Below are 11,701 nucleotides of genomic sequence, written 5' to 3' on the forward strand. Positions count from 1 at the left end.
GGGGCCACGTTGGGCGGGCCAGCGCTGGCTTCTGTGGTGGCAAAGCCGTACTTTCGCAGACCCAAATCCGGCCCCGGCCGCTCTTCACGTCTGCTCAATCTTTCCTCCCACCCTCCCCTCATAGTATCCCCCATGGAATTAGTAGCCACCGAGAATCAAACCATGATTGCCCAGATGGTGCGCGACTTCGGCGCCGTCCACATCAAGCCCGATATGATGAAGTGGGATGAAAGCCAGGAGTTTCCCATTCATGTTTTCAAGAAGCTGGGCGAGCTGGGCCTGATGGGCGTGTTAGTACCGCAGGAGTACGGCGGCGCGGGCTTTGGCTACGTGGAATACGTGACGGCCATTGCCGAGCTTTCCAAGATTGATGGCAGCATTGGCCTGAGCATGGCCGCACATAACTCTCTGTGTACCGGTCACATCCTGCAGTTCGGCTCAGAGGAGCAGAAGCGCAAGTGGCTGCCCAAGCTGGCTTCGGCCGAGTGGATCGGGGCCTGGGGCCTCACGGAGCCCAACACCGGCTCCGATGCCGGCAACATGCGCACCGTGGCCGTAGAGGACGGCGACCATTACGTGCTGAACGGGGCCAAAAACTTCATTACCCACGGTAAGAGCAGCAACATCGCCGTGGTTATTGCCCGCACCGGTGAAGTCGGCGACTCGCATGGCATGACAGCTTTCGTGATTGAAAAACCCACGGAAGGCTTTGCCGCCGGCCGCAAGGAAGACAAGCTCGGGATGCGCGCTTCCGAAACCACGGAGTTGATTTTCACGGACTGCCGCGTGCCGAAAGAAAATATTCTGGGCAAAGTTGGCGACGGCTTCATTCAGTCGATGAAGGTGCTCGATGGTGGCCGCATTTCCATTGCGGCACTGTCGTTGGGCATCGCGCAGGGCGCATTTGAGGCGGCTTTGGCTTATTCGCAGGAGCGCCACCAGTTCAACAAGCCGATTTCGAGCTTCCAGGGCATCAGCTTCAAGCTGGCCGACATGGCTACCGAGATTGAGGCCGCTTCGCTGCTCACCTACCGCGCCGCCGACATGAAGGACCGCGGCCTGAACGTGAACCAGGAATCGGCGATGGCTAAGCTGTATGCCTCGGAAGTGAGCGTGCGCTGCGCCAACGAGGGCGTGCAGATCTTCGGCGGCTACGGCTACACGAAAGATTATCCGGCCGAGAAATACTACCGCGACGCCAAGCTGTGCACTATTGGCGAAGGAACTTCGGAAATTCAGAAGCTCGTTATTGCCCGCACGCTGCTGAAATAGAATCGCCGATTCCGCTGATTTTTCGCCGATTCCGCTGATTTAAATGCTCTTAATGCCGGTAGCGAGCCGGCAGGCCCGACAAAAATCTGCGTAATCCGTTTTTAATCTGTGTAATCAGTGATTACCTTTGCAACCCCTAGAAGAAGACTTTTCAATTTCACTGAGCATATGATCATCGTCCAGATTAAGGATAACGAGTCCGTTGACCGTGCCCTGAAGCGTTTCAAGAAGAAATTTGAGCGCACCGGCGTTCTGAAAGAGCTGCGTCGTCGCACCTTCTTCCAGAAGCCTTCCATCACCAAGCGTAAGCAGAAGATCAAAGCTGTTTATAAGCAGACGATGTACGCTACGGAGAACTACTAACCCGTAGTTCCCAGCGAAGATTGCCAACCGGCTGAATTGCTTTTTTAAGCGAATCAGCCGGTTTTTTCGCGTATTTATATTTCGATTAATTTCCATACATTGGCTATCCGGCCCCAGTTGCCGGCACCCCCGGCGTATGGAATTGTTTTTTGACTATCTGCGGTTTGAGCGGCGCTACAGCCCGCATACCGTGCTTTCGTACCAGACCGATTTAAGGCAGTTTTCCGACTACCTCAAAACTGCTTACGAGCTGGACAATCCCGCGCAGGCCGACCATACGCTGATTCGCTCGTGGGTGGTGGCGCTGATGCAGCAGCAGATGGACCCGCGCACGGTGAACCGCAAGATTGCCTGCCTGCGCTCCTACTTCAAGTTTTTACTGCGCACCAACGTCATCGGCCGCAACCCGATGCTGCGCATCACCTCGCCGAAGGTGGCCAAGAAGCTGCCCGACTTCGTGCCCGAGGAGTCGCTCAACGGCCTGCTCAACTCCTTCGAGTTCCCCGACACGCTGGCCGGCCGGCGCGACCAGCTGATTCTGGAGTTGCTCTACGGCACCGGCATCCGCTTGTCGGAGCTGATTGGCATTCGCCACGACGACCTGAGCCTGAGCGCGCGCACGGTGCGCGTGACCGGCAAAGGCAACAAGCAGCGCCTGGTGCCGCTGAACCCCTCACTGCTTGTAGTGCTGGAACACTATATAGCGCGCAAGCAGGCAGAATTCGGCAGCGCCGACAACGCCTGCGCAACGCTGCTCGTTACAGATAAGCTCGAACCGCTCTACGAAAAGTTCGTGTATCGCACCGTGAAGCACTATCTGGGGCAGATAACGACGGCTACGTCGCAGCAGCACCCGCACGTATTGCGCCACTCCTTCGCGACGCACCTGCTCAATAAGGGCGCGGATCTGAACGCCATCAAGGAGCTGCTGGGGCACGCCAATCTGGCCGCCACGCAGGTGTACACCCACTTGTCTATCGACAAGCTGAAAGCCGTATTTGAAAAGGCCCATCCGAAGGCCTGATTCGTTGTAGTGTTTTCCTTTTTCTTTTACCCCAAACCCCTCCGACCGATGAAAGTACAGACGCATTCGGTACACTTTGACGCCGACCAAAAACTACTTGACTTCATCCAGAAGCGCCTCGATAAGCTCGAAACATTTTACGACCGGGTAATCAACGGGGAAGTGATTCTGAAGCTGAACAACAAGGACGGAATCGAGAATAAGACGGTCGAAATCAAGCTCTTCATTCCCGGTACCACGCTGTTTAGCCAGGAAGATGCGGCTTCGTTTGAAGCCGCCACCGATGCCGCCACGGAGAACCTGCGCCGCCAGATTACGAAGCACAAAGAAAAAGCGCTGAGCCATTGAGTCTCTAGCTAGGATATCATAGAAAAAGCGCCCTTCCACCACGGAAGAGCGCTTTTTCATTTTATAAGCAGACCGGTTTTACAGTCCGAACTCGGCTTTGATGCGGTTTACGTAGTCGAGCTTTTCCCAGGTGAAGGTTTCGAACGTGCGGGTTTCGCCGTTGCCCATCGTTACCTGCTTGGTGCCCGGCTGCCGGCCCATGTGCCCGTAAGCGGCCGATTCGGCGAAAATAGGATTGCGCAGGCCGAAGCGCTGCACAATGGCGTAGGGGCGCATATCGAACAGCTTATTCACTTTCTCGGCAATTTCGCCGTCGGTGAGCAGCTGGCCGTTTGGGCCTTTGGCTTTGGTGGTGCCGTAGGTGGTCACGTAGAGGCCCACGGGCTGGGCCACGCCGATGGCGTAGGCCACCTGCACCAGCACCTGATCGGCTACGCCGGCGGCTACCAGGTTTTTGGCAATGTGGCGGGTGGCATAAGCCGCCGAGCGGTCAACCTTCGATGAATCCTTGCCGGAGAAGGCGCCGCCGCCGTGGGCACCCTTGCCGCCGTAGGTATCCACAATGATTTTGCGGCCGGTGAGGCCGGAGTCGCCGTGGGGGCCGCCGATAACGAACTTGCCGGTGGGATTGATGTGGTAAACGATCTGGTCGGTGAAGAGCTTCTGCGTTTCCGCATCGAGGCCGGCTTTCACGCGGGGCACCAGAATGTGGCGGATGTCGTCGGAAATGCGGGCCAGCATTTTCTCCTCCGACTCGTCGAACTCGTCGTGCTGGGTGCTGACCACGATGGTATCAATGCCTTCGGGCGTGTTGTCGTCGGCGTAGCGGATGGTTACCTGGCTTTTGGCATCGGGGCGCAGGTAGGTCATTTCGTGGCCGGCCTTGCGGATTTTGGCCAGCTCTTCCAGCAGGCGGTGCGAGAGGTCGAGGGCCAGGGGCATGTAGTTGGCGGTTTCGCGGGTGGCGTAGCCGAACATCATGCCTTGGTCGCCGGCACCCTGCTCTTCGTCGCTGGCCCGCTCCACGCCCTGGTTGATGTCGGGCGACTGCTCGTGCAGGCGGTTCATCACCTCGCAGGTGTCGGCGTTGAACAGGTATTCGGGCCTGTTGTAGCCAATCTGGCTGATAACGCGGCGGATAATGGGCTCGGCGTCAACGTGGGCCTTCGATTTGATTTCGCCGGCAACCAGCGCAAAATCGGTGGTAACGAGGGTTTCGCAGGCTACCTTCGAGGCGGGGTCCTGCCGCAGATATTCGTCGAGGATGGCATCGGAAATCTGGTCGGCTACTTTATCGGGGTGGCCTTCCGAAACGGATTCTGAGGTGAACAGGTAGGGCATCAGCAGAAAAAATGGGGTTGGCAAGAGGCCGGCAGCCCCTGCCCTGTCCGGACAACCGTCGGAGCAGGGCCGCAAAGCTAACTGAAAAAGGTGAAGGAAGTTGTTGCGGGGCGGCCTTCGGGGCGGGGCAGCGGTGTGGCACGGGGCAGCTGTCTACATAGCCAATTTGTGGAGGAGGGAGAATTTGACGATTGCGCATAAGCGGCAAGCCGACCAGCGTTATGCGGTTAAAATCTCCATCGGTGCTCCTCACTGCGTGCCGCCGGTACGGGCAGCTTCAGCCGGCTTCAGATTCGTTTCAAACAGCTTCAGAATGCGCTTGTACTCATCGGTCCAGGACGAGGGCTCCACGAAGCCGTGATCTTCGACGGGGTACACGGCCAGCTCCCAGTTTTCCTTGTGCAGCTCAATCAGGCGCTGCGAGAGGCGCACAATGTCCTGAAAATGCACGTTCACATCGACCATGCCGTGGCACATGAGTAGGGCACCTTTCAGGCCCTCGGCGTAGTAGATGGGCGAGGAGCGCACGTAAGCCACCGAGTCGAGGTAGGGCTCGTTGAGGATGTTGTCGGTGTAGCCGTGGTTGTAGTGCGCCCAGTCCGTGACGGAACGCAGGGCGGCCCCGGCGCGGAACACCTCGGGCTGGGTGAACATGGCCATGAGCGTAATAAAGCCGCCGTAGGAACCGCCATAGATGCCGATGCGCTGCGGGCTGACGCCGTATTTATCCACCAGCAGCTTCGCGCCATCGACGTGGTCGAGCAGGTCTTTGCCGCCCATGGCGCGGTAGATGCCGGTGCGCACGTCGCGGCCGTAGCCGCTGGAGCCGCGGTAGTCGATGTCCAGCACCGTGTAGCCTTTCTCGACCAGCAGGTTGTGGAACATGTATTCCCGGAAATACTGGCTCCACCACTTGTGCGCGTTCTGCAGGTAGCCCGCGCCGTGCACGAAAACCACGGCCGGCCCCTGCGCCTCGGCCGTGGCGGGGCGGTAGAGGCGGGCATACACGTCGGCCCCGTCGCGGGCTTTGATGGTGATGATTTCGGGCTCGCGCCAGGCGTAGCTCTCAAACTCGGGGGTGGTGCTGTGGGTGAGCTGGCGGGCCTGAGCGCCGGGCCGGTTGGGCATCACATACAGCTCCCAGGGCCGGTTGGCGCGGCTGTAGCGCACGGCCAGCGTCTTCTCGTCGGGCGAAAGAGTGACTTCGCTGGCGCCGGGCAGCGTGGTAATCTGGACCAACTGGCCGCCCTCCAGCGGCAGGCGGTAGAACTGCTGCTCGCCGGGGTGCGTGGCGTTGGCGGTGATGTACCACGTCTTTTTGTCGCGGCTGAGCCGAGCCTTCTGGATTTCAAACTTGCCGCTGGTCAGGGCTTTTTTCTGCCCGGTAGTCACGTCCAGGGTGTAAAGGTGGGAGTAGCCGGTTTCTTCGCTCTGAAACCAGACGCGGCGCGAATCGGGCAGCCAGCCCACGTTGCCTTCGTCGTAGCCGATGCCGGGGCCGTTGATCCAGGCGTCGTCGTGCTGGCGGTCGAGCAGCGCGATTTTGCGGGTAGCCGGGTCCAGGCTTACGATCCAGCGGTCCTTGTTGTCGGCGGAGCGGATAACCAGGAAGGCCCGCCGGCCGTCGTCGGACCAGAACGGGCCGTAGGGCACCACGCGGCGCAGCGCGGAAGCTGGCTTGTCTTTGGCTTTGGCGACTTTAGCCGAGTCGGCTGGGGCGGGGGCTTTGGCCTTCAGCTGGTATTCCTTGCGGTAGGCGGGCTGCTCATCCAAACCCTTCAAATCCTGATAGCCCAGCGCATAAGTCGTGTCGCGCCCGATGTCGTAGAGGCCCATCTCGTAGGCTTTCTGCGGCGCGCCAACTTTCGTGCGGGTCGAAATATCCTCGGTAAAGCCCGAAGCGGTGACGAAGTTGGGCACGATGGCCGTTTTCTCGGTGGCCGGATCCTGGGCCAGCCGGTAGGTCACGAAGCGGCCATCGGGGCTGAGCTGAATGCTTTCCACGGTCCTCTGCCCCAGATAGATGGCCTTCGGACTCAGCCGGGCTACCGCTTTCTGGGCTTTGGCGCGGGCACTGGCATCCTGGTCTTTCTGCCGAATCACCTGAAATAGGGCCAGCTGCTGGGCGCGCAGGAATTTCTCGGCCGGATCGGTGGGCTGGGTGCCAGCGGGACGGTTGCCGCGGCGGAAGTCGGTGCGCTGGGTGGTTTCGCCGGTGGCGGGGTCCCAGGTGTAGAGGTTGCCTGCCCGGGTGTAGCTGATGAGTGTGCCGCGCAGGGCAAACGCGGGGTCTGTTTCGCGCTCCGCGGTGTTGGTCACGCGCCGGATGCGGCTGGTTTTGAGGTCGAGCAGGAAGATGTCGCCGTTCTTTTCGTACACCTTGCGGGTGTAGCGCTGGTCGTATTCGCCGGTGGCGGCGGGCAGGGCGCGCTGCGCGGCCACGCTCACTTTGCGCGGGGCGCGACCGGCGGGCGTGGTCACGTAGAGCGAGTCGCGGCGGGCTTTTTCGGGGTTCCAATTGAAGTAAATCTGCCGGCCGTCTTCGCTCCAGGCAATGTTGGCGGGCGCGGTGCCGAGCCACTGGGCCGGGTCGCGCATTATTTTTTCCACCGTCAGCGGCCCCAGGGCGGCGGGCGGCGTGGGATTTACCTGGGCCATGGCCCCGGCCAGGGGCAGCAGGCACGGCAGCAGCCGGACGAAAAAGCAAACGCGCATCAGCAGAAGAATAGAGAAGAGTATAAGTTACCACAGCCACCACGGCCGGGGCAAGGACAAAGCGAAGCAAGCGGGCGTTGCAGCCGCGCCGAGGGCCCGCCGGGCATCAATTGGCCGTTTCGGCCCCGTACGGGTTGGGCTGGCGAATTTCTAGAAACCGATCCGGGGCGGCCAGCGGGGCAAAGCCGAACTGCGTGTAGAGGCCGTGGGCATCGAGGGTGGCCAGCAGGCGGCGGCGCAGGCCCTGCAGCTCAGGGTGCGCCCACACCTGCGCCATCAGCCACTTCGACAGGCTCCGGCCCCGGAACTCGGGTAGCACAAACACGTCGCAGAGCCAGGCAAAGGTGGCCGTATCCGTCACTACGCGGGCAAAGCCGGCCAGGCGGCCATCGGGGGCGTACAGGCCGAAGTTGAGCGAATGGGCAATGGCCCGCTCCACGGTTTCGCGCGGAATGCCCTTGGCCCAGTACGACTCCTGGGCGAGGTAGGCATGAATGGCGGCCACGTCGAGCCGCGCCGGATCGGTGCTGAGGGTAAAGCCCTGCGGATGCTGGGAGGTGTAGGCCATGAGCGGCGAAGGAAAACAGGTTGGTTTGCCAAAGCTGGCAGAAATACTTTGCTCCGCCAATGAAACCAGCCAACGGTTCGTCGCAGGCAACCAAACCGGCCGATTATTTCGAGGTAAAGAATCCGGACCAGCCTTTCTGCCGTTAGCCTGGTAGCATGTCGTTTCACGTCTCAACCCGCTGTTTATGAAACACGTTACCGCTTCCCTCCTACTGGCCGCCCTGAGCCTGGCCGGCCCGGCCTGCGCCCAGACCACCACTTTCCAGGTGGGAGCCACCACCGTATCGGTCACGCCGCTGGCCACCAACCTGAGCGTGCCGTGGGAGCTGGTGTGGGGCCCCGACAACTTTATCTGGATGACGGAGCGCAACGGGCGCATCAGCCGCGTGAACCCCACCAACGGCCAGGTGCAGCTGCTGCTGGCCGTGCCCGATGCCACCGAAACCGGCGAAAGCGGCCTGCTGGGCATGGTATTACACCCGGAGTTTGCCACCTCACCCTACGTGTACATCGTGTATAACTATCTGGACGGTGGCGTTTTGAAAGAGAAGCTGGTGCGCTACACCTACGGCAGCGGCACGCTCACGGCACCGTTCACGCTGCTGGGCAACATCACGGCCACTACCACCCACAGCGGCTCGCGCCTGCTCATTCTGCCCGACCGCACGCTGCTGATGACCACCGGCGACGCGCAGCTGGCCTCCGAAGCCCAAAACCCCGCCTCGCTCAACGGCAAGATTCTGCGCCTGAACCTGGATGGCTCTATTCCGGCCAACAACCCCACGCCCGGCAGCCGGGTGTATACGCTGGGCCACCGCAATCCGCAGGGGTTGGTGCTGGCTCCCAATGGCCGCCTCTACAGCTCGGAGCACGGCCCCGCCAACGACGACGAGGTGAATCTGATTGAGGCCGGCCGCAACTACGGCTGGCCCAACGTGGAAGGCTTCTGCAACCTGCCGAATGAGCAAACCTTCTGCACCGCCAACAATGTGCGCGAGCCCCTCTTCGCCTGGACTCCCACGCTGGCTGTGGCCGGGCTGAAATACTACGATTCACCGGCCATTCCGGAGTGGCGCAATAGCCTGCTGCTGGCTACGCTGAAGGCCTCCCGGCTGGTGCAGCTCCGACTGAATGCCGCCGGCGATGCCGTTAGTCCCCCGGCCGAGTTTCTCACCACCTTCGGGCGGCTGCGCGCGGTGTGCGTGTCGCCGCAGGGGCGCATCTACATTGGCACCAGCAACCAGAGCAACGACCAGATTCTGGTGCTGGAAAACCGCGCCTATCAGCCCACCGCTACGGGGGCCGCCAAAACGGCCGCCCCGTTGCGCATCTGGCCCAACCCCGCCCGCGCTACCGTGCTGCTCCAGCTGCCGCAGGCGGCCGCCGGTCCCGCCCCGGTTGAAGTACACGACGCGCTGGGCCGGCTGGCCGCCACCACGCGCTTTGCCCCCGGCCAGACCGATTTGGTGCTGAACGTGGCCGGCCTGAAGGCAGGCTGGTACGTGGTGCGCACCCAAGACGGCCCCCGCGCCTACACGCAGCGCCTGCTTATCAACTGAATCAAATTGCCGTTCTGAATGACACAAAAAAGGGGCAGCGCTGATGCGCTGCCCCTTTTTCAGGACCGTATCGAAAAAGCCTGAGCGACTATTCCAGCACGATTTTGCGGGTCACGGTGTAGTCGCCGACTTGCAGGCGGAGCGTGTACACGCCGTGGGCGAGGCCCTGCACCGCCAGCGGCACTTCGGCCGCGCCGCCCACTACGGGCAGCACCTGCCGGCGCACCGACTGGCCCAGGCTGTTGAGCAGCACCGCCGTGGCCGTGGATACGCCCGCCGCGCCGCGCAGTTGCAGCGTCACCTGGCCCGTGTTGCTCGGGTTCGGATACACGCTCACTTCCCCACCCGGCAGCTCATTGCGCGTAGCCGTGACGAAGGAAGAAGCGATGGTGAACGTGCCGCGGGCATCATTGGAGCCGTAGCCGGCCACCATCAGGTAGTAGGTCGTGTTTGGCAGCATACCGGGCACCGTGAAGGAGCCCACCGGCAGGTTGGAACCCGTGCTGGCCCGGCAGGCCACCTGCGTAAACGGACCCGCGCAAGCCGCGGCCGTGAACACGCGCACCTGACCGGCCGCGCTGCCCGTGAGCGTGAAGGTGCCCGTAGTAGCGCCCGTGCCGTTTGGCGTAGTCATCCGGAACCACACATCCTTGGGGTTGTTGGAGGTGGAGCAGCCGGGGTTCACGTAGCCATTGGGCGCGGTGGTGGTAGCGCCCAGCGTGGTGCTTGTCACCGCAGTGCCGTTGGCAGGCAGCGTCAGTGCCGTGCACGGATCATCGTTGGTGGCCGGTGGCAGCAGGGTGCGGAAGCACTCCGGCCCGGTGTAGGCGCTGCTGCCGCTGGTGGTGCCGCAGTTCTGGCGCACGTAGAAGCAGTAGTCCGTATCCAGGCTCAGGCCGGTGAGCGTGTAGGTAGTGGCGGTGAGGCCGGTTACTACCGTGCCCTGACCCAGGATGAAGCCTTGCCGGCCATACTCAATATCGAACGTGCCGCTGGGCGTAGGGGCCGAAGTACCCCACGAGAGCGTGGCAGTGGTCGTGGTGATGTTCGTAGCCGTCAGGGCCGACGGGGCCGGGCAGTTGCTCGGGGCGCGGGCGCAGATTTTGAAGGTGCCGAACTCATTGTTGCCGTACTCAAACACGCGCACGTAGAGCCGTTCGCCCGGCGTGCGGCCCGTCAGCGTCAGCAAAGAGAAGAACCCGTTGCCGCCATCGTCGTTGCAGTCGACCACCGTCAGGGCCCCGCAGGTGCCCGAGTACACGGCCAGTCCGGTGTCATCCAGATTGCTTCCGCTATCCTGGTCGGTTTCCAGCGTGAGCGTGCCCCCGGCGGGCACCGTTACCACATACCAGACATCGCCGCCGCTATAGCTGGAGCAGCCGGGTGCCGGAATACCCGTCGAGCCGGTAGCGCCGACGTTCGTGCCGGTCAGCTGATTCTGGCACGTCAGGCCCGACTGCACGGGCAGGGTGGTGGCCGTGGCGCACTCATCGTTGGTGGGAGGCAGGGCGGCGGTGGAGAACGAAACCGGGCCTACCCGTACGCTGTTGCCGGCCGCGCCGCCGCAGTTCTGCGTCACGTAGAACTGATACTGCGTGCCGGGGGTCAGGCCGGTTACGTTCAGCGAAGTACCCGTGACAGTAGTGGTAGTGCCCTGCGTGCCGGGCGTGAAGCCGACCGGACCGTAGTTGACCGTGAAAGGCCCCGTGCCGGAGCTTACCGACCAGCCCAGCGTAACGCTGGTGCCCGTCACGTTCGTCACGGCCAGACTGCCAGGGGTGGCGCAGGTCGGAGGGGGCGTTACGCAGAGGGTGAATGCGCCCGTCGCGTCGCTGGAGCTGTAGCCCGATACGAACACGTAGTAAGTCGTATTCGCAGTCAGCCCCGAGACATCAAGGTTGCCGGCGTTGGTATTCACCGCGGTGCCGGCTTTGCAGGCTACCTGCGTGAAAGGCCCGGTGCAGGAAGCCGCCGAGAACACGCGCAGCTGTCCGGCCGCAGTACCCGTGGTGATGATGGAGACACCCGTGCTGCCAGGACCGCTGGCGGCGGTGGTAAACTTGAACCAGACATCAATGGGAGCAGTGGCAATGCCGCAGCCAGGGTTGGTGTAGCCGCTCGGCGTGGTAGTGGTGGCACTCACGTTAGAGCCCTGCGTGGGCGAAGTGCAGCCGGCTGCTACCGGAATCACAACGGCTCCGCAAGGGTCGTCGTTGGCCGGCGGTGGGGTGGGCGTGGTCACGCAGATGGTGAAGGCCGCCGCCGCCGTGGAAGGAATCGTGGCCGAATACGAGTACACCCGCACGTAGTACGTGGTGCCCGCCGTCAGGCCGAAGTAGGTTTTCACGTTCGGGTCCGAATAGGCCACCGACGTGAGGCCGGCGCAGGTGCCGGAGAGCAGCTCCTGCACGTAGTCGCCCGTGCCGGTGAGCGTGACGGTGTGGGCCGTGGAGGTGGCCACAAACTTGTACCACACGTCATCGTCGGCCGTGCCGACCGGCGTGGCCAGGCC

At 62.2% G+C, this 11,701-nt stretch carries 9 protein-coding genes; 5 read left to right on the forward strand and 4 right to left on the reverse strand.

Annotated elements, in window-relative coordinates; all coding sequences use genetic code 11:
• Positions 1 to 132: 132 nt before the first annotated feature.
• From BUB62_RS05675 to hpf, 4 genes are all read left to right on the forward strand, one after another.
• Complete coding sequence (locus BUB62_RS05675; protein ID WP_073107230.1) at positions 133 to 1,272, forward strand: acyl-CoA dehydrogenase; 1,140 nt, start codon at positions 133 to 135, stop codon at positions 1,270 to 1,272.
• 168 nt (positions 1,273 to 1,440) lie between these two features.
• Positions 1,441 to 1,635 carry a 30S ribosomal protein S21 gene (gene rpsU / locus BUB62_RS05680; RefSeq protein ID WP_073107232.1) on the forward strand — a complete coding sequence of 65 codons (195 nt, stop codon included), beginning with the start codon at positions 1,441 to 1,443 and terminating at the stop codon, positions 1,633 to 1,635.
• 136 nt (positions 1,636 to 1,771) lie between these two features.
• On the forward strand, positions 1,772 to 2,659 hold the full coding sequence (locus tag BUB62_RS05685; protein ID WP_073107235.1) for a tyrosine-type recombinase/integrase: 888 nt from the start codon (positions 1,772 to 1,774) through the stop codon (positions 2,657 to 2,659).
• A 48-nt stretch (positions 2,660 to 2,707) separates the two neighbouring features.
• Entirely contained in the window at positions 2,708 to 3,007 is a 300-nt protein-coding gene (gene hpf, locus BUB62_RS05690) for a ribosome hibernation-promoting factor, HPF/YfiA family (protein ID WP_073107237.1), read from the forward strand.
• A gap of 78 nt (positions 3,008 to 3,085) precedes the next feature.
• On the opposite strand, the gene metK is transcribed toward hpf, so the two are convergent.
• The 3 genes from metK to BUB62_RS05705 all read right to left on the reverse strand — a co-directional run bounded on the left by metK (position 3,086) and on the right by BUB62_RS05705 (position 7,631).
• Complete coding sequence (gene metK / locus BUB62_RS05695) at positions 3,086 to 4,348, reverse strand: methionine adenosyltransferase (protein ID WP_073107238.1); 1,263 nt, start codon at positions 4,346 to 4,348, stop codon at positions 3,086 to 3,088.
• 249 nt (positions 4,349 to 4,597) lie between these two features.
• Entirely contained in the window at positions 4,598 to 7,063 is a 2,466-nt protein-coding gene (locus BUB62_RS05700; RefSeq protein WP_084538849.1) for a S9 family peptidase, read from the reverse strand.
• A gap of 106 nt (positions 7,064 to 7,169) precedes the next feature.
• The gene (locus BUB62_RS05705; protein WP_073107240.1) at positions 7,170 to 7,631 is read right to left on the reverse strand and encodes a GNAT family N-acetyltransferase; all 462 of its coding nucleotides are present in this window, start codon (positions 7,629 to 7,631) and stop codon (positions 7,170 to 7,172) included.
• Positions 7,632 to 7,815: 184 nt separating this feature from the next.
• Here BUB62_RS05705 and BUB62_RS05710 point away from each other — a divergent pair, with 184 nt between their 5' ends.
• Complete coding sequence (locus tag BUB62_RS05710; RefSeq protein ID WP_073107243.1) at positions 7,816 to 9,189, forward strand: PQQ-dependent sugar dehydrogenase; 1,374 nt, start codon at positions 7,816 to 7,818, stop codon at positions 9,187 to 9,189.
• A gap of 88 nt (positions 9,190 to 9,277) precedes the next feature.
• Here BUB62_RS05710 and BUB62_RS05715 read toward each other — a convergent pair.
• On the reverse strand, positions 9,278 to 11,701 hold a 2,424-nt coding region (locus tag BUB62_RS05715), incomplete at its 5' end, for a fibronectin type III domain-containing protein (RefSeq protein ID WP_143164042.1).

Source organism: Hymenobacter daecheongensis DSM 21074, assembly GCF_900141805.1.
Lineage (GTDB): Bacteria > Bacteroidota > Bacteroidia > Cytophagales > Hymenobacteraceae > Hymenobacter > Hymenobacter daecheongensis.

Excerpts from the sequence above, each read along its gene's own strand:
- BUB62_RS05685 (WP_073107235.1), top strand. The coding sequence starts at position 1,772 with ATGGAATTGTTTTTTGACTATCTGCGGTTTGAGCGGCGCTACAGCCCG.
- hpf (WP_073107237.1), top strand. The coding sequence starts at position 2,708 with ATGAAAGTACAGACGCATTCGGTACACTTTGACGCCGACCAAAAACTA.
- BUB62_RS05700 (WP_084538849.1), bottom strand. The coding sequence starts at position 7,063 with ATGCGCGTTTGCTTTTTCGTCCGGCTGCTGCCGTGCCTGCTGCCCCTG.
- BUB62_RS05675 (WP_073107230.1), top strand. The coding sequence starts at position 133 with ATGGAATTAGTAGCCACCGAGAATCAAACCATGATTGCCCAGATGGTG.
- BUB62_RS05710 (WP_073107243.1), top strand. The coding sequence starts at position 7,816 with ATGAAACACGTTACCGCTTCCCTCCTACTGGCCGCCCTGAGCCTGGCC.
- BUB62_RS05705 (WP_073107240.1), bottom strand. The coding sequence starts at position 7,631 with ATGGCCTACACCTCCCAGCATCCGCAGGGCTTTACCCTCAGCACCGAT.
- metK (WP_073107238.1), bottom strand. The coding sequence starts at position 4,348 with ATGCCCTACCTGTTCACCTCAGAATCCGTTTCGGAAGGCCACCCCGAT.
- rpsU (WP_073107232.1), top strand. The coding sequence starts at position 1,441 with ATGATCATCGTCCAGATTAAGGATAACGAGTCCGTTGACCGTGCCCTG.